Source organism: Thiobacter subterraneus (genome assembly GCF_055379455.1).
The window spans coordinates 284,197-307,591 of the sequence record NZ_AP042402.1 but is presented as its reverse complement, the minus strand read 5'-3'; the positions used below and the strand labels follow the sequence as shown (position 1 = coordinate 307,591).

The window sequence follows — 23,395 nt, the reverse complement described above, 5'->3', positions numbered from 1 at the left end:
GGCGGTCTCTTGCCGGTCCGGGGCGGCGCTGTGTGAGGGAGCCGGCCGGGTCAGGACGCCTAAACAAGACCTCGGCGCGTAACGCCCGTGCCTTGGCGTCTGCCTTCGACACGGGTGGCTTAAGGGCGACATTGTCTGCCCTCCAGAACGCAATGCCGCCTTTGCCGCTGTCACGAGGGGCCGGCCCAACATCCCCGTCGGTGGCGCCGGGTCCTGGGGCCTACGGGGCAGGCCGGCCCGACACCGGAAGCTGAAGGCGCGCGCCTTCCTTCGGATTGGGCGGGGCGGGCCCGATCCGGTAAAATCGCCGGATCATGACCGAAGCCACCGCCGCGCCAGCGTCTGCGCCCATCGAAGCCCGCGCCCGGGTCTATGGCGAGCCGCTGGTGGAGCTGCCGCCGGACCTGTACATCCCGCCCGACGCGCTGGAGGTGATCCTCGAAGCCTTCGAGGGCCCCCTCGATCTGCTGCTCTACCTGATCCGCAAGCACAACCTGGACATCCTGGACATTCCCATGGCCGAGTTGTGCCGCCAGTACATCGAGTACGTGGAGCGCATCCGCGCCAGACAGCTGGAGCTGGCAGCCGAGTATCTGGTGATGGCGGCCATGCTCACCGAGATCAAGTCGCGCATGCTGCTGCCGCGGCCGCCGCGCGAGGAGGGCGAGGAGCCGGCCGAAGATCCGCGCGCGGAACTGGTGCGGCGGCTGCTGGAATACGAGCAGATGAAGTTTGCCGCGCGCCAACTGGAGGAGCTGCCCCAGGTGGGCCGGGATTTGCATCTGGTCCACGTTTACATGGAAAAGGTGGCGGCGGAGCGTCTGCCCCAGGTGAGCGTGGCCGATCTCGCCGCCGCCTGGGAGGCCATCGTCGCGCGTGCGCGGCGCAACGTGCATCACCGCATCACACGCGAGGAGCTCTCGGTGAGGGAGCACATGAGCCGGGTGCTGCGTGTGCTGTCCGTCGAGGGCTACAGGGAATTCAGCGAGCTGTTCGATCCCGCCGCCGGCGTGCCCGAACTGGTGGTGACTTTCCTGGCCATTCTGGAACTGGCGAAACAGCGCATGATCCAGATCACCCAGGCCGAAGTGTATGCCCCCATCTACGTCAAACTGGCCGAAGCCGATCCGGATGAACGAGAACCTGAACCTGAATGAAGTCAAGCGGGTGCTGGAGGTGGCGCTTCTTACCAGTCATGAGCCCCTTTCGCTGCAGCAGCTCGCCAAACTGTTCGACGCGGAAATCGATCACGACAACCTGCGCAAGGTGCTGGACGAGATTCGTGCCGACTGGTCGGACAAGGGCGTGGAGCTGGTCCAGGTGGCCAGCGGCTGGCGTTTCCAGAGCAAGCCCGAGTACCAGGTCTATCTCGACCGCCTGAACCCGGAGAAGCCGCCCAAGTATTCCCGCGCTGTGCTGGAGACCCTGGCCATCATCGCCTATCGCCAGCCGGTCACGCGGGGCGACATCGAGGCCATCCGCGGGGTGGCGGTTTCACCCCACATCCTGAAAACCCTCGAGGCGCGCGGCTGGATCGATCAGGTGGGGCACCGCGACGTGCCCGGCCGGCCCGCGCTCTATGCCACCACCAAGCAGTTCCTGGACGATCTCAATCTGCGTTCCCTCCAGGAACTGCCTTCGCTGGATCAGTTCGTGGTCAACGAACAGTTGCTCATGCCGGATCTGGTGCCGGGGGATGAAGACGATGCGCAGCCGCCTGCGCAGGAGGCGCCCGCATCCACCACGGCGGCGGTGGACGGCGAGCCGGTGCGGCGCGAGAGTATCGAGGGTGAGGAAGCCTTCCCGGCGCGGGAGGGCGAGACCATCGAAGCGGTGATCGAGGATCTGGGCGTACGCGGCGCTGAGACGGCGGGTACCGATGTCTGAACGCCTGCAGAAGGTGCTGGCGGCGGCGGGTCTCGGCTCGCGGCGGGAAATGGAGGCGTGGATCCGCGCCGGGCGCGTGCAGGTCAACGGCAAGCCGGCGGTGCTCGGCCAGAGCGTGGGGCCGCGCGACCGCATCTTCGTGGACGGCAAACCGGTGCGCCTGCAGCTCGAATCCAGGCGCGTGCCGCGGGTGCTGCTCTACAACAAACCGGAAGGGGAAATCGTCAGCCGCTCCGATCCCCAGGGCCGTCCCAGCGTGTTCCGCCATCTGCCGCCCATGCGCACCGCCAAGTGGCTCGCGGTGGGCCGGTTGGATTTCAACAGCAGCGGTCTCTTGCTGTTCACCACCTCGGGCGAGCTTGCCAACCGGCTGATGCATCCCCGCTACGAGGTGGAACGGGAATATGCCGTGCGCGTCATGGGCCGGCTCACTCCCGAGCAGGCCCAGCGGTTGCGCGAGGGGGTGGACATCGACGGCACGCCGGCCCGCTTCGAGAGCATCGAAGACCGGGGCGGCGAAGGGGCCAACCACTGGTATCACGTGGTGCTCCGCGAGGGACGCAACCGCGAGGTGCGGCGCATGTTCGAGGCGGTGGGGCTCCTGGTTTCCCGTCTGATCCGCGTCCGCTATGGCAGCCTGCGTCTGCCGCCCCGTCTCAGGCGCGGCCGTTTCGTGGAACTTACGCGGGACGAGGTGTCCGCCCTGCTCGCGGAAGTCGGGCTGGGTGGTGCATCGCGGGGGGCAGGAGCCCGCCGGCGCACGGGCCGGGTGTCCGGCAAGAAAGGTCCGGGGCACTGATCCTCGCTGGCACCGGAAACATTCGCTATGCTAGTGGAATGGCGCCGGGTCTGGCGCGTGGTGTCATCGACTGTATCGGAGGTCTTATGCGCCCATTGTCCGTTCTGATCGTCGTAGTGAGCCTGATGGCCTGCTCGGCCGTCCATGCCGCCCAGGGGGTTCGCAAGGGGCAGCCGCCGCGTCTGGGATCGATTTCGGAAACGGTGGTGAAGATGCCCCTGGCCAAGGGCGTGTCGCTGGAGGATGCGGAACAGTCCCTCAAGCTGCGGGCCAATGCGCTCAACATGAAGCTGGTGGCCGAGCTGCCCCTGTCCAAGCAGGTGGAGGCGATTACCGGCAAGCCCTCGCGTCACGCGACCATCTTCCAGTTCTGCGACGCCATGACGGCGCGCCAGATGCTGGACTACAGCCTCGACTTCGCAGCCTATCTGCCCTGCCGCATCGCCCTGGTGGAGGACGAGAAGGGGCAGGGCTGGCTGGTGATGATGGATCTCAACATGCTCATCAATGCCGCCAACCTGAAGCCGGAACTCAAGGCCAAGGCCATCGAGGTGCGCGACATGCTGGAGAGCATCATGCGCGCCGGCGCCAACGGTGAGCTCTGATTGCCCGAGCTTTGCGGAAATGGCTGCCGGCTCTTCGCCATCCCGGCCGCCACACGGGCTGCCGCCTTGTGATCCCGCGGCTGTTTCCCTCTTGGTGGGGCAGGGAGAGGTCGGGGCAGGCGTTTACGCAATGCTCAATGGTGTGCCCGCAACTGCTCGCGGGTAAGCAGAAAGACGTACTCGTCACTGCCGCCGGCCTCGAGCCAGGTGAATGGCAGATTGGGAAAGGCCTGTTCCAGCCGCGCCCGGTTGTGGCCCACCTCGACGATCAACAGTCCCCCCGGGTTGAGGTGCTGGAAAGCCTGCTTGAGGATCACGCGGACGTGGTCCAGGCCGTCCTCGCCGCTGGCCAGGGCCAGGCGGGGTTCTGCCCGGTATTCCGCAGGCAGCGCCCGCATGGCGGCGGCATCCACGTAGGGCGGATTGCTGACGATCACGTCGTAGCGCCGTCCTTTGAGGCTCTTGAACAGATCCGACCGGATCAGGGTCACGCGCTGATCCAGACCGTAGTCGGTGACGTTGCGTTCCGCCACTTCCAGCGCCTCCGGCGAAACGTCCGCCGCATCCACCCTGGCCTGGGGAAAGGCTTCCGCCAACAGGATGGCCAGGCAGCCGGAGCCGGTGCACAGATCCAGTGCCGATTCCACCGACGCCGGATCGTCCACCCAGGGCGCCAGGCCTTCCTGCAGCAGCTCGGCGATGAAGGACCGGGGCACGATCACCCGTTCGTCCACGTAGAACCGGTAGGGCCCAAGCCACGCCTCGTGGGTGAGATAGGCGGCCGGCTTGCGGGTGGTGATACGCTGCTCGACGATGCGCAGCACGGCCTCGACCTCGGCGGGCAGCAGGCGTGCGTCCAGGTAGGGCTCGAGCTGGTCCAGCGGCAGGTGCAGAGTGTGCAGGATGAGATAGGCCGCTTCGTCGTGGGCGTTGCTGGTGCCATGGCCGAAAAACAGCCCGGCCTCGTTGAACCGGCTCACCGCGAAGCGCAGCAGGTCGCGCACGGTGACGAGCTGCCTGCGTGCCTGGGCAAACAGCGCCTTCACCGGCACAGCAAACGCTCCAGAATGCCCGTGTAGATGGCACTGAGCGGCTCGATGTCCGCCAGCGCCACGCATTCATCCACCTTGTGAATGGTGGCGTTGGGCGGTCCCACCTCCACCACCTGGGGACAGATGCGGGCGATGAAACGGCCATCGGAGGTGCCGCCGGTGGTGGACAGTTCCGGCTCCAGTCCCGTCACCGCGCGGATGGCCTCCGTCGCCGCCGCCACCAGCTCGCCCCGGGGCGTGAGAAAGGGCTCCCCCGAACACTCCCACACCAGTTCGTACTCCAGCCCGTGGCGGTCGAGAATGGCCTGGACGCGCTGCTGCAGGCTCTCCACGGTGCTGGCGGTGGAAAAACGGAAGTTGAACAGGATCTCCACACTGCCGGGAATCACGTTGGTGGCACCCGTGCCGCCGTGGATGTTGGAAATCTGGAATGTGGTGGGCGGGAAGTATTCGTTGCCCCGGTCCCACTCCGTGGCCGCCAGTTCGGCGATGGCGGGAGCGACGAGATGAATGGGATTCTTCGCCAGCTGGGGATAGGCCACGTGGCCCTGCACGCCTTTCACCACCAGCCGACCGGAGAGGGAGCCGCGGCGGCCGTTCTTGATCATGTCGCCGGTGCGGTTCACCGCCGTGGGTTCCCCCACCACGCAGTAATCGAGGGTCTCGTTGCGGGCCGCGAGTGTTTCCACCACCTTCAGCGTGCCATCCACCGCCGGGCCTTCCTCGTCCGAGGTGATGAGCAGGGCGATGGAACCGGCGTGATCCGGGTGCACCTCCAGAAAGCGTTCGATGGCAGTGACGAAGGCGGCGAGAGACGTCTTCATGTCCGCCGCGCCGCGGCCATACAGGCGACCTTCGTGCACGGTGGGGGTGAAGGGATCGCTGCGCCACGCTTCGCGCGGCCCCGGCGGCACGACATCGGTATGGCCGGCGAAGCACAGGACCGGACGGCTGTCTCCGCGCCGCGCCCAGAGATTCTCCACCTGTCCGAAACGCAGGCGCTCGATGTTAAAGCCCAGAGGGGCGAGGCGCTCGGCCAGCAAATCCTGACAGCCTGCATCGTCCGGCGTGACCGACGGACGGCGGATCAGGGCCTCCGCCAGCGCCTGGGTGGGAGAGGTCATTTGCCGAACACCTGGGCGTAGGTGTCGGGATCGAAGCCAATCACCAGCTTGCCCTGATATTCGAACGCAGGGCGGCGGATGGCGCTGGGTTTTTCCTGGAGGAAGGCGATGGCGGAAGCCTTGTCCCTGACCCGGGCCTTTTCCTCTTCCGGCAGTTTGCGCCAGGTGATGCCGTTGCGGTTCACCACCTGCTCCCAGCCCACGGCGTCCATCCAGCGCGCAAGCAGCTCGGCATCCACACCGTTTTTCTTCCAGTCGTGGAACTCGTAGGGAACGCCGTGGGCCTCCAGCCAGGCGCGGGCCTTTTTCACCGTGTCGCAGTTGGGAATGCCATACAGTTTCATGACGGAAAAACTCCTGGGGATTGCGGGCGCTGATCCAGGGGAAGGCTTTCGCTTTCAGACGCCCCGCAGCAGCTCGTTGATGCCCACCTTGCTGCGGGTCTTCTCGTCCACCTTTTTTACGATCACCGCGCAGTAGAGGCTGTACTTGCCATCCTTGGAAGGCAGGCTGCCGGACACCACCACCGAGCCGGCGGGCACGCGCCCGTAGTGGATCTCGCCGGTCTCACGGTCGTAGATCTTGGTGCTCTGGCCGATGTAGACGCCCATGGAGATGACGCAATTGTCTTCCACCACCACGCCCTCGACGATCTCCGAACGGGCACCGATGAAGCAGTTGTCGCCGATGATGGTGGGGTTGGCCTGCACCGGTTCCAGCACGCCACCGATGCCGACACCGCCCGACAGATGCACGTTTTTGCCGATCTGGGCACAGGAACCCACCGTGGCCCAGGTGTCCACCATGGTGCCTTCGTCCACGTAGGCGCCGATGTTCACGTAGGACGGCATGAGCACCACATTCTTCGCGATGTAGGCGCCGCGCCGCGCCGCGGCGGGCGGCACCACGCGGAAGCCCCCTTCACGAAAATCCCGGGAGTTGTAGTCGGCGAACTTGGAGGGAATCTTGTCGAAGTAGTTGGTGAACCCACCCTTGATGAAGAAGTTGTCCTCCATGCGAAAGGACAGCAGCACCGCCTTCTTGATCCACTGGTGGGTGACCCACTGGCCGTCGATTTTCTCCGCCACGCGCAGCGTGCCACGGTCGAGATGGTCGATCACCGTGTTCACCGCTTCCTTGGTCTTGGCGTCCACCGTGCGCGGCGTGATGTCGGCGCGGCGCTCGTAGGCTTCGTCGATGATGCTTTGCAGTTCCTGCATGATGGAGGATCCTTTCGATTGGCGGTTTTCAACGCGAAGACGCAACGTCACAGGGACTGACCGGCTTTCCCCGGCGTCTCCTGTGCCGTCACTTTCAAAGGCCTTTCACGAATTCCCTGATACGCCTGGCGGCCTCGCGGCACTCCGCCTCCGAGGCCACCAGCGCGATGCGTACGAAATTCGCGCCGGGATTTACGCCATGGGCCTCGCGCGCGAGGAAGCTGCCGGGCAAAACCGTGACATTATATTCGCGGTACAACCCTTGGGCGAAGGCCGTGTCCCCAATGGGTGTGCGTACCCAGTAGTAAAAGGCGGCGTCGGGCAGGGCAAGGGGCAGCGCGTCGCCGAGGATGGCGCGGAAGTCTTCGAACTTGGCGCGGTAGAGGCGGCGGTTTTCCGCGACATGGGTTTCGTCGCGCCAGGCGGCGGCGCTGGCATGCTGGACGGTGGGGCTCATGGCGCAGCCGTGATAGGTGCGGTAGAGCAGGAATTTTTCCAGGATCTCGGCATCCCCGGCGACGAAGCCGGAACGCATGCCCGGCACGTTGGAGCGCTTGGACAGGCTGCTGAACACCACGAGATTGACGAAGTCCCGCCGTCCCAGGCGATGTGCCGCTTGCAGCGCCCCAAGGGGCGGAGCCGACTCGTCGAAGTAGATCTCCGAATAACACTCGTCGGCCGCGATGACGAAGCCGTAGCGGTCGGACAGCTCGAACAGCTCACGCCAGTCGTCCATGCTCAGGACCCTGCCCGTGGGATTGCCCGGGGAGCACACGTAGATCAACTGGGTGCGTTCCAGGATGTGCTCCGGAACCTGGCGCAGATCCATGCGGAAGCCGTTCTCCGGCGTGGTGTTGAGATAGTAGGGCTCCGCGCCTGCCAGCAGGGCGGCCCCTTCGTAGATCTGGTAGAAGGGGTTGGGTGAGATCACCACCGGCCGCCGGCCCCGGTCCACGATCACCTGCGCGAAGGCGAACAGGGCCTCACGGCTGCCCAGCACCGGCAGCACCTGGGTCTGGGGGTTGAGGTAGGGCAGGGCATAACGTTTTTCCAGCCAGTGGGCGATGGCAAGCCGAAGCTCGTCCATGCCCTGGGTGGCGGGATAGCCGGACAGTCCGTCGAGATGTTGCACCAGGGCCTGGCGGATGAAGGCCGGCGTGGGATGCTTGGGCTCGCCGATGGACAGATTGATCGGGGTACAATCCGCGGGCGGCGTGAGCCCATGCAGCAAAGTGCGCAGACGCTGGAACGGGTAGGGCTTGAGTTTGGCGAGATCGGGATTCAACACACGCTCCTGGGGAACGCTCGCAGGAAGACCCGCCAGACAGGGGCTGGCAGGCGGCACGCAGCAAAGAACCGGATTATAAGGGGCGACCACACCGTGACCAAAGCCAAACCGCTCGCCATTGGCGGCCTGCTGGCCGGCGCCACCACCTGGGGTCTGGTCTGGTATCCCCTGCGGCTGCTGGAGCAGGCCGGGCTCGCGGGGCCGTCGGCCATTCTCACCATCTTCCTCATCGCCCTGGTGCTGGGGCTGCCGTTTACCTGGCGCGCGTGGCGCGAGTTTCGGGTGGGCACGGCGCTGTTGCTGGGCATCGGACTTGCCGCCGGCTGGGCCAATCTGGCCTACGTGCTGGGGGTGATCCACGGCGAGGTGGTGCGGGTGTTGCTCCTTTTCTACCTCGCCCCCCTGTGGACGGTTCTGCTGTCGCGGCTGTTGCTGGGTGAGCGTCTGCTGCTTGCGGGCTACGGCGTGATCGCCCTGTCGCTTGCCGGGGCGCTCATCATGCTCTGGCACCCGGACATGGGCCTGCCCTGGCCGAAGAACGGCGCGGAATGGCTGGGCCTTTCCGCCGGTTTCGCCTTCGCCTGTTCCAATGTGCTGAGCCGCAGGGCACAGGCCCTGTCGGTGGCGGCCAAGTCGCTTTCGGTCTGGAGTGGCGTGGTCGTGGTGGCGCTGATCGTGGCGTTGTTGCAGGGGGCACCGGACCTGCCCGTCGCGGCCACGGCGCTGGAACATGGGCCGCTGGTGGCAGGGCTGGGTCTGCTCATGTGTGGCGTGACGGCGGTGATGCAGTATGGTCTCACCCACACGCCCGCCAACCAGGCCATCGTGATTCTGCTGTTCGAGCTGGTGGTGGCCGCGGTGGCCGCGTGGTTTCTGGTGGACGAGAAGCTCGCGCTGCGGGACTGGATCGGCGGTGCCATGATCGTCGCCGCCAGCCTGCTGTCCGGCCACATGCAACCCAAACCCGCATCGGAGCGTCCGTGAGCATCCGGGCCATCCTGCACGCGTCCCTGCTGGTGGCGGATCTCGCCCGGGCCCGCGCCTTCTACGAAGGGACGCTGGGTCTCGTTCCCAGCCCGCTGCGTCCTGATCTGGGCTATCCCGGCGTGTGGTATGACGTGGGCAGCCAGCAGCTCCATCTGATGCTGCTGCCCAATCCGGACCCGGTGACGGGACGCCCCGCCCATGGCGGGCGGGACCGGCACGTGGCGCTGGCGGTGGATGACCTGGAAGGACTGAAGCAGGCGCTGGCTGCCGCCGGCGTCGCCTACACCGCCAGCCGCTCGGGCCGCCCGGCAGTGTTCTGCCGCGACCCGGACGGCAACGCGCTGGAGTTCATCGAAGTCAGAAATCCAGGGTGAGACCCGCGTAGAAATTGCGTCCCATGCCCGGTACCGGCGTCCCCCATTTCGGCTGGGTCGCAGGGTTGATGGCCATGGTGGTGCCCTGGCCCAGGTAGGCACCGCCGGTGGGCAGGTAGTAGAGCCGGTCGAACAGGTTTTCCACCCCAAAGTCCAGCCGTGCCTGCTTCCATGTGTAGGAGGCGCGCAGGTTGACCAGACCGTAGCCCGGCGTCTTCATTTCGTTGCGCACGTCGGAGACCGCGTCCTTGCGACGCACCGCCACCACCTCGATACCGTTGTTCCAGTGTCCGAGCTTCTGGGTCAGGCTGAGCCTGGCGTTGAGGGGCATGATGTTGTACAGGTCGTCGCCGGTATCCAGGTTCTTGCCCCGGGTGTAACCCAGCACGCCCTTCAAACCCCAGTCGCCCAGGGTGTTGTGCGCGAGCGGCAGTTTGCCCGAAAGATCCAGGCCATAGAGGCGCGCCGTCTGGTTGACGTATCGGAGGGTGACGAACTGGTTGGTGGCCAGCGTGGTGGCCGGGGCATTCGCCGTCGCGTTCCACTGGATGGCGTCGATGTAGTCCGTCACGCGGCTATAGTAGGGGGTGGCCTTGAATTCCCAGGCGCGGTCGGGCGCGTGCCAGTCGAGGGTGGCGGAGACGGTGTGGGCCTTCTCCGCCTTCAGGTCCGGATTGCCGATGTAGCCGTTGCCATCGCCCACGAAGTTGTTCATCACCGCGGCCATGGACCAGGTGGACCAGGGATAGAGCTCGTAGAGGCTCGGCGCGCGGGTCTTGCGGGCAAAGCCGAACTCGATGTCCCGGGTGGCGCCTGGCGTGTAGCGGGCGATCAGGGACACATCCCAGTTGTTGAAGGTGCGCTTGTGATCAATGGCGTTGAACAGGCTCGCGTCACGCCCCTGATTGCCCATGCCAGCCGGGTTGTATCCCACCACCGGCCCGGTATCGGCCCTCACATGCTCGTAGCGCAGTCCCGCCAGGGTCTTCCATTGACCATTCCACTTGCGTTCCCATTCGCCAAACACGCCTGTGCGGTCACGCTGGCCGTCGTTGATGTTCCAAAAGCTGCCGGGCCACATGCCCGCGCCTGAAGGCGGCCACCAGTCGTCGAGCCGGTAGCGCTGGAACTCTGCCCCCACCCGCAGCAGGTCGCGCGCGGCCAGTGCCACGTCGGCTTTCACGCTGCCACCGGTGGTGCGGCTTTCGGTGTACATGGGCATGCCCCAGGCACAGCTGGGGCTGATCGGACTGCAGGCCGTGCCATTTACTGCACTGCCGCCCCCGGAGGCCGTGCCGTAATAAAACCGCTTGTCCGGCCCAAAATCCATGTAGTGGTCGACCGTCTGCCGGTACAGGCGCGCCTCCAGCTCACCCCAGCCGAAGCGTCCCCGGTAGCGCAGGCTGGCCCGGTGCTCGGTGTTGTCCAGCATGTCCATGCGCTGGTTGGGATAGAGCTGGTAGGGCACGTCCTGGAAGGCGAACTTCGCCTCCAGCAGGTGCTCGCCGCTTTTCCAGCCCATTCCCAGCTGGTGGTTCACGGCCTTGTAGGCAGTCGAGCCCACTTCGTCCCGCGGCAGGGTGTGGCCGAGCCGGCCGGTGAAATCATAGGTCTTGAACTCACCGCCCGCGGTGTAGTTGTCGGCCTGGCTCGCCGCGCCGGTGTAGCTCAAAGACAGGCTGTCATTGGCCAGCACGGCCGAGGCGTTGACGCCGCGGGCATTGGCGTTGGAGCCGTAGTTTGCGCCCACGCGGCCCTTGACCAGGCGTTCCCCGGTCTTGGCGAATTCGGGGCCGCGGGTTTCCACCTGCACCACCGGACCCAGGCTGTCGCCGCCGGCGGAGACCGGCGCAATGCCGGAATAGACGCGGATTTCGTGGATCTGGCCGGGATCCACATAGGACAGCGGCGCATTCATGTGGTTGGGACAGCTGGCGATGAGGTCGGCCCCATCCACCGTCAGCCGCAGCCGGTCATCCGCCAGCCCGTGATAGGCCGGCAGGCCGGAAATGCCGCCGGCAGGATTCAGGGAGAACCCGGGCAGTTCGCTCAACAGCCGTGCAGTGTCCCGGCTCGCGGCCGCGGAGGCTGCCAGGGCGTCACCGCTCAGGCGTGTCTGCGCCGGCTCGGCAAGGGGTGTGGCCGTGACCTCCAGGGTGGGCAGGCGCGTGTCTGCTGCGTGGGCCGGGGCGTGGACGGCGGGAAACAGGCCGGCGACGAGGAAGGCCAGCAGACGGGGGGCGGAAGGCTCGGGCATGGTTGCTCCTGTCCTAACGTTGCGAGAACAGGCGCGAGTGTAGAAGGGGCGCTTGCGGCGCGGAATGCGGCACAGTGTCGCACCCGGGGTCGCGTACCGGTGCGGGGCCTGATGGGAGCGCCTCTGCAAGGCATCGTCGGGCGGGGAGTCAGGCGGTGCGGCCCCGTGCCTGGACACTGCGCCGGTGATGGCGGAAGAGCGTGCGGTCGAGCCAGGTCTGGCTGTCCTCGTCCAGGTGCAGGAGGCGCGCCTGCACGCGCTCGCCTGCGACCCCGGTGATTTGCACCGGCAGCATGAGGGGCCAGGGCAGACGGGGCGAAAGATAGAGTGCGACCACCCCGGTGCTGTGCAGGGGCGCGCTGCCGTGCCAGGACAGCCCACTGCTGCTCAGGCTGACCGCGGTGGGATCGGGCAGGCGCGCTTCGCGCCGCAGGAGCTCAGCAATCAGCTGGAGGGCGAGATCGACCTTGGCTTCCAGCCGCGCCAGGGCGGGATCGCCGCCGTCGCCGTCCCGTTCCCGGGCGGATTCCAGGCTGGCAAGGGCCTGCAGCAGGGTGACGTTGTCCCGCATCCACTCGGCGAGCTGCTGGGGACTGAAGGAGGCCTGGGGCGTGAAGGCCAGCGGCAGGCTGAGCTCGAGGGTGACGCCCGTTTCCACGCCGGTCTCAAGCCAACAGGCGCGTGCCCTGCTGGGCCAGGCGTGCCGCACCGTAGGCAGCCTCGGTGTGGCGCGCCGCGGTGACCGGCACGCCCAGCAAACGCGCGCGGATCGCCGTCCAGGCGGCGTTGCGTGCCCCGCCGCCGGTGGTGTACACCCGCCGCAGGGGGCTGGCGCCCAGCGCCACCAGCCGCCGGTAGCCCTGCGCCTCGATGCGGGCAATGCCTTCCAGAAGCCCCTGCAGGAAACGGACGTCGTCCTCGGGGCGCGGTTCCATCCGCGGCGGGAGGTTGGGGTCGTTGACGGGGAAACGCTCACCGGGCGCGAGCAGGGGATAGTAGTCGAGCCCGCTGGGCACGTTGGGATCGATGCTTTCCGACAGCTCGGCCAGCCGCCGGTCGTCGAAGAACTGGCGCAGCACCGCGCCACCGGTGTTGGAGGCCCCGCCCGCGAGCCAGCGGCTGCCATAGCGGTGACTGTACACGCCGCTGTCGGCATCCTGGACCGGGCGCGCGGAGAGCAGCTTCAGCGCCAGGGTGGAACCGAGGGAGGTCACGCCGTCGCCATTCTCCGAGGCGCCCGCCGCCATGAAGGCCGCGATGCTGTCCGTGGTGCCCGCGCGCACCAGGCAGTCGTCCGGGATGTCCAGCTTCACCGCCACTTCCAGGGGCACCATGCCCAGGCTCTCCCCCGGGGCGACCACCCGCGGCAGGAGGGAGGCGATGCCCAAGCCCCGCACCCAGTCGGGCCAGCTGAGGTTTTCCACGTCGTATCCCAGCTTGAGGGCGTTGTGGTAATCGCTCAGGCCCGGACGGCCGGTGAGCATGGCCGCAAGCCAGCTCGCCTGGTCCGTGCAATAGCGGGCACGCGCGGTACCGGGCTGGGCACGCAGCCACAGCAGCTTGGCGAGGGCGGAACTGGCCATGGCCGCCGCATGGCCGGCGGGGGCCACGGCGCGAATGCGCTCGGCCTCCTCCCGGGCGCGGTCATCGTTGTAGAGCAGGGGCGCGGTGAGGGGCCGGTTGGTGGCGTCCGTGAGCAGCACGGTTCCCGAGGTGCCCGCCACTGCAATGGCGCCGAGCCGGTGCCGCACGTTCTTGGGCAGTTCCGCCACCAGCCAGGCGAGCGCCTTCAACCAGCTCATCCAGTCGTGCACGTCGTAGAGGGCATGGGCCCGGGCCAGGACGCGTCCTCCCTCGTCGATGACGCACGCCCGGGCGCCGCTGGTGCCGAAATCCAGGCCCAGGGAAAGATCGTTGCTCATTACGCCAATGTTCTTTTCTTGTTAAATTAAGCCAGTATAGTAACGCGAACCGGGAAAACACGGCAGACAAATTGCCGCCAAAGGGGACAGATGGCTGGATGGCGCGGCGCTTCTCGCATGGGCTCGTTTCCTGCGCGGCGGACGGCATTCGGGCCCGCTTTGATCGCAGTACCCATCCCGTAATGGCACTGTCACCCCCTGCTGTCGTTGATCCGGGCAGGGCGGCCGTTTTTTTCGGGCAGGCCCCTGCGGCGGCGGTCGCCCGGGCGAGCCGCCGTGGCGGGCGCTTCAGCCCCGAATGTTGGACTGGGGTGGGAAGGCGGTGAGCTCCACCACGGGCTGCGGCTGCCAGCCGGGCTGCCGGTGTTCCGCCACCACGTTGGTGAAAATCCCGCCGCGCACGTAGAACTTCGCCGTCAGCCGCATGAAACGGGGCTGGGTGGCCGCGACCAGGTCGTCCAGGATGCGGTTGGTGACGGCCTCGTGGAACGCGCCCTCGTTGCGGTAGGACCAGATATAGAGCTTGAGGCTCTTGAGCTCCACGCACTTGCGGTCCGGGATGTAGTCGAGGAAGAGGGTCGCGAAGTCCGGCTGCCCGGTCTTGGGACAGAGGCAGGTAAATTCCGGAATTTCCATGTGGATGTGGTAGTCCCGGTCCGAATAAGGATTGTCGAAGGTTTCCAGGGACTTGGAGGGCTGGCTGGGCATGGATCGAATCTCGCGGGAATTGGGGTAGAATTATACGCCATCCCGCGGCGGCCTCCGCGCCGCCCACCATCACCACGAGGCGCGCGACGCGCTTCCCCGATCGAGAACAAGACATCCGTGCGACTGACCCACATCAAGCTGGCGGGCTTCAAGTCCTTCGTCGATCCCACCACCATCCACGTTCCCGGACAGCTCATCGGCATCGTCGGCCCCAACGGCTGCGGCAAGTCCAACGTCATCGATGCCGTGCGCTGGGTCCTGGGGGAATCCTCCGCCAAGCATCTGCGTGGCGAGTCCATGCAGGACGTCCTGTTCAACGGCTCCGGCGGCCGCAAGCCGGTCTCCCGCGCCAGCGTGGAGCTCGTGTTCGACAACAGTCTGGGCCGTGCCCATGGCCAGTGGTCGGCCTATGCCGAAATTTCCGTCAAGCGGGTGCTCGACCGCAACGGCGATTCCAATTACTACATCAACAACATGCACGTGCGGCGGCGGGACGTGACCGACATGTTCCTGGGCACCGGCCTGGGCGCGCGCGCCTACGCCATCATCGAGCAGGGCATGATCTCCCGCGTGGTGGAAGCCAAGCCGGAGGAACTGCGCGTGTTCTTGGAAGAAGCGGCGGGTGTCTCGATCTACAAGGAACGCCGGCGCGAGACCGAGCTGCGCCTGCGCGATACGCGGGAGAACCTGCTGCGTGTGGATGACATCCGCCAGGAACTCGCCGGCCAGCTGGAAAAACTCGCCGCCCAGGCCGAGGTGGCCCGCCAGTACCACGCCCTCAACGACCAGCTGACCGCTGCCCAGCACATGCTCTGGTTTCTGCGCAAGCAGGAGGCCCAGGCGCTCTGGGAACGCATGGCGCGCGAAGTGGAGCGCCTGGTGAACGAACTGGAGGCGGAGACCGCACACCTGCGCGAAGCCGAGGCCCGGCTCGAGGAGGCGCGGGCCGCCCACTACCAGGCGAGCGACCGCCTGCACGAGGTCCAGAGTCAGGTGTACGCGGCCAACAGCGAAGTGGCGAGGATCGAGCAGCAACTGGAGCACCAGCGCGACAGCCGCAGCCGCATGACCCAGCAGCGGGCACACCTCGTGGAGCAGCTGGCGCACAGCCGGGCCCGTCAGGAGCAAGCCGAGGCGGAGCTGGCGGACTGGCGGGAGAAGCTGGTCGCCGCACGGGAGGCCGTGGCCCGTGCCGAGGAGGTGGTCGCCACGGAAAAGGCGGCGCTGCCCGAAGCCCGCGCGGTGTTCGAGGCCGCCCAACAGCGCCACGGCGAGCTGCAGCGCAGCCTCACGGATGCCGAGCAGAACCGCCGCGTGGAGGAGACCCATTACGCCCATGCGGAAAAGGCGCTGGAACAGCTGAACCTGCGCTTGAGCCGTCTGGAGGACGAGCGCAGCCGGCTGCAGGTGCCGGATTCCGAACGCCTCGCGCGCCTGCGGGGGGAGGCGGAGGCCGCCGCCCGGGTGCTCGAGGAAGCGCGCCGGACCTATGCCGACATGCACCAGCGCCAGCCGGATCTGGAGCGTAATGTGCGCGAAGCCCAGCGCAGGGTCCAGGAGGGCGTGCGCGAGCTGGCGGCGCTGGAAGCACGCCGGCAGGCCCTGGAACAGCTGCAGGCCGCCGCCGATCAGGACGAGAAGCTCGCCGAATGGCTCGCCCGCCACGGCCTCGATCACCTCGCCCGCCTCTGGCAGAAGCTGGACATTGCCAACGGCTGGGACGTGGCGCTGGAAGGCGTGCTGCGCGAGCGCGTGCACGCGCTGGTGGTGGAAGACGTGACGCGGGCCGGCGCGTGGCTGGCCGATCTTCCCCCCGCCGCGGTGGTGCTGGCGGAAACGGCCGCCGGCGCTGGGGCAAGCCCCCGGTCCGATCTCACCCCGCTGTCCCGGTACGTGCGCTGGAAAGGGGAAGGCGGCGGTTGCCTCGCGGACTGGCTCACCGGCGTCTATGCCGTGGCCGACTGCGCCGAGGCCCTGGCCCTGCGCGAGCGCCTTGCGCCGGGCGAAGCCATCGTCTGCCAGGCCGGTCACGTGATCACCCGCCACGGCCTGAGCTTTCACGGCGAGCAGTCGGCCCTGCACGGGGTGCTGCTGCGGCAGCGCGAGATCGAGCAGCTCACCCAGGAGATCGAAACCCGGCGTGCGCGCCAGGGCGAGCTGGAGGAGGCCGTGGAACAGGCGGAAGCCCGGCTCGCCGCCCACAAGGCGGAAATGGCCGCGCGACAGGCCGACATCAGCCGCATGCAGCAGGATCTGCATCAGCTCCAGCTGGAGGTCCAGAAGCTCGCCCAGCTCGAAGCCCAGGCCCACCAGCGTTCCCAGGCCATCGAACGGGAGCTCGCGGAAGTGCGCAGCGCCATCGAGCGGGAACAGGAACAGAAACAGGCGAGCGCCAAGGCCCTGCGGGAACTGCGCCTGCGCATGGAGGAACTGCTGGAACACCTGCAGGATGCCAAGCACGCCCGGGACGAAGCCGAAGAGGCCCTGAACCGCCAGCGCAGCCGGCTGGGGGAAGTGGAACGCGCGGCCCAGGAGGCCGTGTTCGGCGAACGCAGCTGTGCGGCCAAGGTGGCGGAGCTGGAGAATTTGCTGCGCCTGTCCCGGGACGAGGCGGAGCGGCTCGCGGCGGAACTGACACGCCTGGATGCGGAGCTGGCCGGGCTCGACGAGGCGCCCCTGCGCGCCGCCCTGGACGCGGCGCTGGAGGCGCGCCGTCAGGCGGAAACGCTGCAGGCGGCTGCGCGCGACGCCCTGGGTCAGGCCACCCAGGCCCTGCAGGCGGTGGAACAGGAGCGGGCCAGCGCCGAGCAGCGGCTGGGGCCCCTGCGCGACCGGCTGGAACAGGCGCGGCTCAAGGAGCAGGAGGCGCGCCTGAGCAACGAGCAGGCGGAAGCCCAGCTCCGGGAGGCCCAGGCCGACCTCGCGGCCCTGGCCGCCCAGGTGGCAAAGGGTGCGCGGGCCGATCAGCTGGCGCGGGAAATCGGCCGGCTCAAGCAGGAGATCGAGGCGCTGGGAGCGGTCAACCTCGCGGCCCTGGAGGAACTGGAAGCCGCGACGGAGCGCAAGAATTATCTGGACGCGCAGGCCGCCGACCTGGCCCAGGCCGTGGAAACCCTGGAAACCGCCATTGCCCGCATCGACCGGGAGACCCGCGAGCGCCTGCAGCAGACCTTCGACACGGTGAACGGCTACTTCAGGGAACTGTTCCCCTCCATCTTCCGCGGCGGGCACGCCGAGCTCATCCTCACCGGCGACAATCTGCTGGATGCCGGGGTGCAGATCGTGGCCCAGCCGCCGGGCAAGCGCAACAACAGCCTGCATCTGCTCTCGGGGGGTGAGAAGGCCCTCACTGCGCTGGCGCTGGTGTTTTCCCTGTTCCGCCTGAATCCGGCGCCGTTCTGTCTGCTGGACGAGGTGGACGCGCCCCTGGACGACGCCAACACCCTGCGCTACTGCGAACTGGTCAAGCGCATGTCCGAGCATACCCAGTTCCTGTTCGTGACCCACAACAAGATCACCATGGAAATGGCCCAGCAGCTCATTGGCGTCACCATGCCCGAACCGGGCGTGTCGCGTGTGGTGGCGGTGGACGTGGAAGACGCCATGAAGATGCAGCAAAAGGCCGTGGCCTAAGCGGTGCGCCGCACGCCGAAGGGGATGCAACGATGAACGATCTGCAATTGAGCCTGCTCGCGCTGGGGGTGGTGGTGATCCTCGGCGTGGTGGCCTACAACGCCTGGCAGGAACGGCGCTTCCGCAAGCTCGCCCAGCAACGCTTTCAGGCCCAGGGGGACGACGTCCTGTTTGGCGCCGGCCGCGGCGCGGGGGCGGTCACCGGGACGCGCATCGAACCCACCGTCTCGGCCCCGGCGGAAGAGGCGCCCACCGAACCGGCACCGGCCGAAACAGAGGGCGCCCCAGCGCAGGCTGCGGCGGACAGGGAATGGCCGGCGGAGGTGGACCGCCGCATCGCCTGCGTGGTGCGTCTGGAGCTCGCCGAGCCGCGCACGGCCGCTGCGGTGCAGGCGGCCCTCGCCACCGACATGCCCTGGGACAAGCCCTGCACCTGGTATGGCCGCACCGTCACGGGGGAGTGGTTGAACGTGGCCGATGCGCGCGAGTCGGCGGAGTTCGCGGTGGTCGTGGGTGCGCTGCAGCTTGCGGACCGGGCCGGCGCCGTGCCCGCCGAAACCCTGGACCGCTTCCTCAACCAGGCCCAGGAGGCCGCCGCCCGCCTGATGGCCGTGGCCCAGCTGCCAGAGAAGGGGCCCACGCTGGAAGCCGCCCGGGCCCTGGACGAATTCTGCGCCGACGTGGACGTGCTGGTGGGTGTGAACGTGGTGGCGGTGGGGCAGGGGAGCTTTCCCGGCACCAAGCTGCGCGGCCTGGCGGAGGCCGCCGGCCTGCAGCTTGCCGCCGACGGCACCTTCCAGTACCGCGATGAGCAGGGCAACACCCTCTATGCGCTCGCCAATCAGGAGCCTGCGCCCTTCGAGGCGGAGACCCTGCGCCAGTTTTCCACCCATGGCGTGACGCTGCTGTTCGACGTGCCGCGGGTGGCCCACGGCCTGCGGGTGTTCGACCAGATGATGCAGTTCGCGCGCCACCTCGCGGACACCCTGCCCGGGACGCTGGTGGACGACAATCTGCGTCCCCTGAGCGACGAGGGCGTGGCCAGGATCCGGCAGCAGCTCTCTGCCCTTTACGCGAAGATGGACGCGCGCGGCATCCCCGCCGGAAGTCCCCAGGCCCTGCGCCTGTTCTCCTGAGCCGGATGCGCTTCCATGACCGCGCCGCGTGAGATCGTCGAACGGATCCGCAAGCTCCGGGAAGAGATCGCGCGGCACGATTACCTGTATTACGTCCTCAACGCGCCCGAGATTCCGGATGCGGAATACGACCGCCTGTTCCGCGAACTGCAGGAGCTGGAGGCCCGCCATCCCGAGCTGGTGACACCGGACTCGCCCACCCAGCGCGTGGGCGGTGCGCCCGCGGCGGAGTTTCGCGAGGTGAGGCACCGGGTGCCCATGCTCTCCCTCAACAACGCCTTCACCGACGAGGACGTGGCGAACTTCGACCGGCGCGTGCGCGAGGGCCTGGGCCAGGCACAGGTGGAATACAACTGCGAGCCCAAGTTCGACGGGCTGGCCATCAGCCTGGTCTATGAAAAGGGCCTGCTGACTACGGCTGCGACGCGCGGCGACGGCACCACCGGCGAGGACGTCACCGCCAACGTGCGCACCATTCCCGCCATTCCCCTGCGCCTGCACACGGCCCATCCGCCTGCACTGCTGGAAGTGCGCGGGGAGGTGCTCATGCTCAAGCAGGATTTCGAGCAGCTCAATGCCGAGCAGCGACGAAAGGGGGAGAAGGAATTCGCCAATCCGCGCAACGCGGCGGCGGGCTCTTTGCGCCAGCTCGATCCCCGCATCACCGCCTCGCGCCGGCTCACCTTCTTCGCCTATGCCCTGGGCGCGGTGGAGGGGGCGCGTCTGCCGCGCACCCAGAGCGGGGTGCTGGACTGGCTGGCCGAGCTCCATTTCCCGGTCACCGCCGACCGGCGCGTGGTGGCGGGCCTGGAGGGGCTTCTGGGCTATTACCGGGAAATGGGCCGACGGCGGCCCGGTCTTCCGTTCGAGATCGACGGCGTGGTGTACAAAGTGAACGACCTGCGCGCCCAGGAGGAGCTGGGCTTCGTGGCGCGCGCCCCACGCTGGGCCATCGCCCACAAGTATCCGCCCGAGGAGGAAATCACCCAGATCCTGGACATCGAGGTGCAGGTGGGACGCACCGGCGCACTCACGCCGGTGGCGCGCCTCAGGCCAGTGCAGGTGGGCGGCGTGACGGTGACCAATGCCACCCTCCACAACGAGGACGAAATCCGGCGCAAGGACATCCACATCGGCGACTACGTGATCGTGCGCCGCGCGGGCGACGTGATTCCGGAAGTGGTGAGCGTGGTCAGGGAGCGGCGCCCCAAGGACGTGCGGCCCTTCCGCATGCCGGAGAAATGTCCGGTGTGCGGCTCCCGGGTAGTGCGTCTGGAAGGCGAGGCCATCGCCCGCTGCTCGGGGGGGCTGTACTGTCCCGCCCAGCGCAAGCAGGCCCTGCTCCATTTCGCCAGCCGCCGCGCCATGGACATCGAAGGCCTGGGCGAAAAGCTGGTGGATCAGCTGGTGGACAAGGGACTGGTAAAGACCCCGGCGGATCTCTACCGGCTCGACCTGCCCACCCTGGCGGGCCTGGAGCGCATGGGCGAGAAATCCGCGCAGAACCTGCTCGATGCCATCGAAAGAAGCAAGCACACCACGCTCGAGCGTTTCATCTACGCCTTGGGCATCCGCAACGTGGGAGAGGCCACGGCGCGGGATCTGGCCCGTCACTTCGGTGCCCTGGAGCCCCTCATGCATGCCAGCACGGAAGAGCTCATGCAGGTGCCGGAGGTGGGGCCGGTGGTGGCGGAGAGCATCGCCCAGTTTTTCGCCGAACTCCACAACCGGCAGGTGATCGCCGATCTGCGCCGCCTGGGCGTGCGCTGGCAGGAGGGCCGGCCCAGGCAGCGCGCGGCCGTGGCCGGCGTGGCGGGCAAGACCTTCGTCCTCACCGGCACGCTGCCCCACTGGACGCGGGAGGAAGCCAAGGAAAAAATCGAGGCCGCCGGCGGCAAGGTCACGGGCAGTGTGTCGAGCAAGACCGACTACGTGGTGGTGGGCGCCGATCCCGGCAGCAAGCTGGCCCGGGCCGAGGCGCTGGGCATCCCCCTGCTGGACGAGGACGGTCTCAAGGCCCTGCTGGGCGAAACCTGAGCGAGGAGACATGCAGAAAAAACTCACCAAGGCCGTCTATCCCGTGGCGGGCATGGGCACGCGCTTTTTGCCGGCCACCAAGGCGAGCCCCAAGGAAATGCTGCCGGTGGTGGACAAACCCCTCATCCAGTACGCCGTGGAGGAGGCCATTGCCGCGGGGCTCACGGAAATGGTATTCGTCACCGGACGCAGCAAGCGCGCCATCGAGGATCATTTCGACAAGAACTACGAACTGGAGGCGGAGCTCGCGGCACGGGGCAAGCACGACGTGCTTGCCACCCTGCGCGCCATGCTCCCGCCTGCGGTGAGCTGCGTCTATACCCGGCAGCCGGAGGCCCTGGGCCTGGGCCATGCGGTGCTGTGTGCCCAGCCGGTGGTGGACGGCGAACCCTTCGCGGTGATCCTCGCCGATGACCTCATCGACGGCACGCCGCCCGCCCTGGCCCAGATGGTGGCCCTGTACGAGACGCACCGCTGCTCCGTTCTGGGGGTACAGCGGGTGGAACGCGCCCACACCCGCTTCTACGGCATCGTGGATGCCGAGCCCGCGGCTGAACGCCTGTGGCGGGTGAAGGGCATCGTGGAGAAACCGAAACCGGAAGAGGCGCCCTCCACCCTGGCCGTGGTGGGCCGCTACATCCTCACCCCCCGGGTGTTCGACCTGCTGCGGGAGGTGCAGCCCGGCGCCGGCGGCGAAATCCAGCTCACCGACGCCATCGCCGCCCTGCTCGCCGAGGAACCCATCCTCGCCTACGAATTTACGGGCACCCGCTACGACTGCGGCAGCAAGCTGGGCTATCTCAAGGCGACCATCGACTATGCTTTGAAGCATCCGGAGGTGGGCGGGGCGTTCCGGGACTACCTGCTTTCCCTGCAGGGCCGCCTGCCCGGGTGACTGCCAAGGAGGGCATCATGGCCGACAAGCTGATGATCGTGATGGTGAACACCGACCCGCGCAATCCGGCGGAGCTGGGGGCGCCGTTTTTCCAGGCCACCGTCGCCGCGGCCATGGAATACGACGTGGAGATCATCCTGACCGCGGGGGCGGGCGAACTGGCCAAGCGCGGCGTGGCCGAGCGCATCCAGATCAAGGAAGGCAGCGGCAAGACCGTGTACGACTTCATGCGGGATGCCCATGAGGCCGGCGTGCGCTTCAAGGTGTGCACCCCAACCCTGGAACTGTGGGGCGAGGACCTGATCCCGGAGATCGAGGAAACCGTGGGCGGTGCCTACCTCATCCAGCGGGCCATGGATGACGACACCGTGACCTTCACCTATTGAGGGAAAGAGACCCAGGTACCGCGCTCCTGCGGCGATCAGCGCAACTTGTGGGAGCGGCTTGAGCCGCGACACAGGCCCTGGTGGGAGCGGCTTGAGCCGCGATGGCCATGGAGGCAGCCTTTTGGGAGCCGACCCCCTGGTCGCCGCTAAAGCGCCTCCCACAGTGGGGGCTGGGGCTGTGTGGGAGCGGCTTCAGCCGCGATGGCCATGGAAGCAGCCTTTTGGGAGCCGGCCCCCCGGTCGCCGCCAAAGCGCCTTCCACAGTGGGGGCTGGGGCTATGTGGGAGCGGCTTCAGCCGCGATGGCCGGGGCAGCCACCGACGAAGCCAAAAAGCATGAAACGGGCCGGAAAAATCTTTGAGCAGGTTTTTCGGCCGCATCCATTCCATCGAGGACCATCCGTGCTGACTGCCGAACAAGCCTGGGCCATGCTCCGGGAAGCGGAGCTGATCTACTCCAAAGACGAGGTCACTGCCGCCATCCAGCGGGTGGCGGCCGAGATCACCGCCCGCCTGGGTGAGCGCTATCCCCTCGTGCTCTCGGTCATGGGGGGCGCGGTGGTGTTTACCGGGCAGCTCCTGCCCCTGCTGCGTTTCCCCCTCGATTTCGACTACGTGCACGCCAGCCGCTACGGCCGGGCAACCCAAGGGGCCGAGCTCCTGTGGAAAGTGCTGCCCGGCGAAAGCGTGAAGGGGAGGGTGGTGCTGGTGCTGGACGACATTCTCGACGAGGGCCGCACCCTCGCCGCCATTCGCGACAAACTCCTGGACATGGGTGCGGCGGAAGTCTATTGCGCCGTGCTCACGGAGAAGGACACCGGGCGAGACAAGCCCCTGCACGCCGATTTCGTGGGGCTTCGGCTGCCCAACCGCTTCGTGTTCGGCTGCGGCATGGACGCCCATGGTGCCTGGCGCAATCTGCCGGAGATCTACGCCCTGCGGGAAGGCTGATCGTTGAGCGTTGCGGAAGGCTCGGCACCCCTTCCGCCTCCCGGGAGCGTGTTCCTGCAGCGGCCAGCGTGGCGGGTGAAGAGCTGCCGTGGCGAAGGCGCGCCCGCGCCGAAACGCTGCCTGCGGCGCCTGGTG

Annotated in this window: 20 protein-coding genes and 1 pseudogene; 12 read left to right on the top strand and 9 right to left on the bottom strand. The window is 67.5% G+C overall.

The window, feature by feature from the left end; all coding sequences use genetic code 11:
• The first annotated feature begins 314 nt into the window (after positions 1-314).
• The 4 genes and pseudogenes from ACZ42P_RS01680 to ACZ42P_RS01665 all read left to right on the top strand — a co-directional run bounded on the left by ACZ42P_RS01680 (position 315) and on the right by ACZ42P_RS01665 (position 3,291).
• Positions 315-1,157: a segregation and condensation protein A gene (locus ACZ42P_RS01680; RefSeq protein ID WP_464898374.1), complete on the top strand. Its 843-nt coding sequence runs from the start codon at positions 315-317 to the stop codon at positions 1,155-1,157.
• On the top strand, positions 1,132-1,887 hold the full coding sequence (scpB, locus tag ACZ42P_RS01675; RefSeq protein ID WP_464898373.1) for an SMC-Scp complex subunit ScpB: 756 nt from the start codon (positions 1,132-1,134) through the stop codon (positions 1,885-1,887). Before ACZ42P_RS01680 ends, scpB begins: the two co-directional genes overlap by 26 nt.
• 1 nt (position 1,888) lies before the next feature.
• Positions 1,889-2,647, top strand: a pseudogene (gene rluB / locus ACZ42P_RS01670) (23S rRNA pseudouridine(2605) synthase RluB); the annotation flags it as partial.
• Between the two features lie 125 nt (positions 2,648-2,772).
• Positions 2,773-3,291 carry a DUF302 domain-containing protein gene (locus ACZ42P_RS01665; RefSeq protein ID WP_464898372.1) on the top strand — a complete coding sequence of 173 codons (519 nt, stop codon included), beginning with the start codon at positions 2,773-2,775 and terminating at the stop codon, positions 3,289-3,291.
• A 134-nt stretch (positions 3,292-3,425) separates the two neighbouring features.
• Here the strand turns inward: ACZ42P_RS01665 and prmB are convergent, their stop codons facing one another.
• The 5 genes from prmB to dapC all read right to left on the bottom strand — a co-directional run bounded on the left by prmB (position 3,426) and on the right by dapC (position 7,972).
• Positions 3,426-4,343: a 50S ribosomal protein L3 N(5)-glutamine methyltransferase gene (gene prmB, locus ACZ42P_RS01660; RefSeq protein WP_464898371.1), complete on the bottom strand. Its 918-nt coding sequence runs from the start codon at positions 4,341-4,343 to the stop codon at positions 3,426-3,428.
• Positions 4,334-5,467 (bottom strand): succinyl-diaminopimelate desuccinylase, encoded by a 1,134-nt coding sequence (dapE, locus tag ACZ42P_RS01655; protein ID WP_464898370.1) that lies wholly within the window; start codon positions 5,465-5,467, stop codon positions 4,334-4,336. Before dapE ends, prmB begins: the two co-directional genes overlap by 10 nt.
• The gene (locus tag ACZ42P_RS01650) at positions 5,464-5,811 is read right to left on the bottom strand and encodes an ArsC family reductase (RefSeq protein WP_464898369.1); all 348 of its coding nucleotides are present in this window, start codon (positions 5,809-5,811) and stop codon (positions 5,464-5,466) included. The genes dapE and ACZ42P_RS01650 overlap by 4 nt, the downstream gene beginning before the upstream one ends.
• A gap of 54 nt (positions 5,812-5,865) precedes the next feature.
• Positions 5,866-6,690, bottom strand: coding sequence for a 2,3,4,5-tetrahydropyridine-2,6-dicarboxylate N-succinyltransferase (dapD, locus tag ACZ42P_RS01645; RefSeq protein ID WP_464899346.1), 825 nt, complete (start codon positions 6,688-6,690; stop codon positions 5,866-5,868).
• Between the two features lie 91 nt (positions 6,691-6,781).
• The gene (gene dapC / locus ACZ42P_RS01640; protein ID WP_464898368.1) at positions 6,782-7,972 is read right to left on the bottom strand and encodes a succinyldiaminopimelate transaminase; all 1,191 of its coding nucleotides are present in this window, start codon (positions 7,970-7,972) and stop codon (positions 6,782-6,784) included.
• 96 nt (positions 7,973-8,068) lie between these two features.
• Here dapC and ACZ42P_RS01635 point away from each other — a divergent pair, with 96 nt between their 5' ends.
• Both ACZ42P_RS01635 and ACZ42P_RS01630 read left to right on the top strand, forming a co-directional pair.
• Positions 8,069-8,959, top strand: coding sequence for an EamA family transporter (locus tag ACZ42P_RS01635; protein WP_464898367.1), 891 nt, complete (start codon positions 8,069-8,071; stop codon positions 8,957-8,959).
• Complete coding sequence (locus ACZ42P_RS01630) at positions 8,956-9,336, top strand: VOC family protein (protein ID WP_464898366.1); 381 nt, start codon at positions 8,956-8,958, stop codon at positions 9,334-9,336. The genes ACZ42P_RS01635 and ACZ42P_RS01630 overlap by 4 nt, the downstream gene beginning before the upstream one ends.
• On the opposite strand, the gene ACZ42P_RS01625 is transcribed toward ACZ42P_RS01630, so the two are convergent.
• The 4 genes from ACZ42P_RS01625 to queF form a co-directional block, all read right to left on the bottom strand.
• On the bottom strand, positions 9,320-11,593 hold the full coding sequence (locus ACZ42P_RS01625) for a TonB-dependent receptor (RefSeq protein ID WP_464898365.1): 2,274 nt from the start codon (positions 11,591-11,593) through the stop codon (positions 9,320-9,322). The two genes, ACZ42P_RS01630 and ACZ42P_RS01625, sit on opposite strands and share 17 nt — an antisense overlap.
• A gap of 148 nt (positions 11,594-11,741) precedes the next feature.
• Positions 11,742-12,251, bottom strand: a complete 510-nt coding sequence (locus ACZ42P_RS01620; RefSeq protein ID WP_464898364.1) for a PilZ domain-containing protein — start codon at positions 12,249-12,251, stop codon at positions 11,742-11,744.
• 7 nt (positions 12,252-12,258) lie between these two features.
• A complete protein-coding gene (locus ACZ42P_RS01615) occupies positions 12,259-13,515 on the bottom strand; it encodes an FGGY-family carbohydrate kinase (RefSeq protein WP_464898363.1) in 1,257 nt (418 codons plus the stop codon).
• 288 nt (positions 13,516-13,803) lie between these two features.
• Entirely contained in the window at positions 13,804-14,223 is a 420-nt protein-coding gene (queF, locus tag ACZ42P_RS01610) for a preQ(1) synthase (protein ID WP_464898362.1), read from the bottom strand.
• A gap of 117 nt (positions 14,224-14,340) precedes the next feature.
• Here queF and smc point away from each other — a divergent pair, with 117 nt between their 5' ends.
• From smc to ACZ42P_RS01580, 6 genes are all read left to right on the top strand, one after another.
• Positions 14,341-17,856, top strand: a complete 3,516-nt coding sequence (gene smc, locus ACZ42P_RS01605) for a chromosome segregation protein SMC (protein ID WP_464898361.1) — start codon at positions 14,341-14,343, stop codon at positions 17,854-17,856.
• Between the two features lie 32 nt (positions 17,857-17,888).
• Positions 17,889-18,992, top strand: a complete 1,104-nt coding sequence (locus ACZ42P_RS01600) for a cell division protein ZipA C-terminal FtsZ-binding domain-containing protein (protein ID WP_464898360.1) — start codon at positions 17,889-17,891, stop codon at positions 18,990-18,992.
• 15 nt (positions 18,993-19,007) lie between these two features.
• Positions 19,008-21,029: an NAD-dependent DNA ligase LigA gene (gene ligA / locus ACZ42P_RS01595; protein WP_464898359.1), complete on the top strand. Its 2,022-nt coding sequence runs from the start codon at positions 19,008-19,010 to the stop codon at positions 21,027-21,029.
• 10 nt (positions 21,030-21,039) lie between these two features.
• The gene (gene galU / locus ACZ42P_RS01590; RefSeq protein WP_464898358.1) at positions 21,040-21,924 is read left to right on the top strand and encodes a UTP--glucose-1-phosphate uridylyltransferase GalU; all 885 of its coding nucleotides are present in this window, start codon (positions 21,040-21,042) and stop codon (positions 21,922-21,924) included.
• Between the two features lie 17 nt (positions 21,925-21,941).
• Positions 21,942-22,310, top strand: coding sequence for a DsrE family protein (locus ACZ42P_RS01585; protein ID WP_347306109.1), 369 nt, complete (start codon positions 21,942-21,944; stop codon positions 22,308-22,310).
• 401 nt (positions 22,311-22,711) lie between these two features.
• The gene (locus ACZ42P_RS01580; RefSeq protein WP_464898357.1) at positions 22,712-23,260 is read left to right on the top strand and encodes a hypoxanthine-guanine phosphoribosyltransferase; all 549 of its coding nucleotides are present in this window, start codon (positions 22,712-22,714) and stop codon (positions 23,258-23,260) included.
• Positions 23,261-23,395 lie beyond the last annotated feature (135 nt).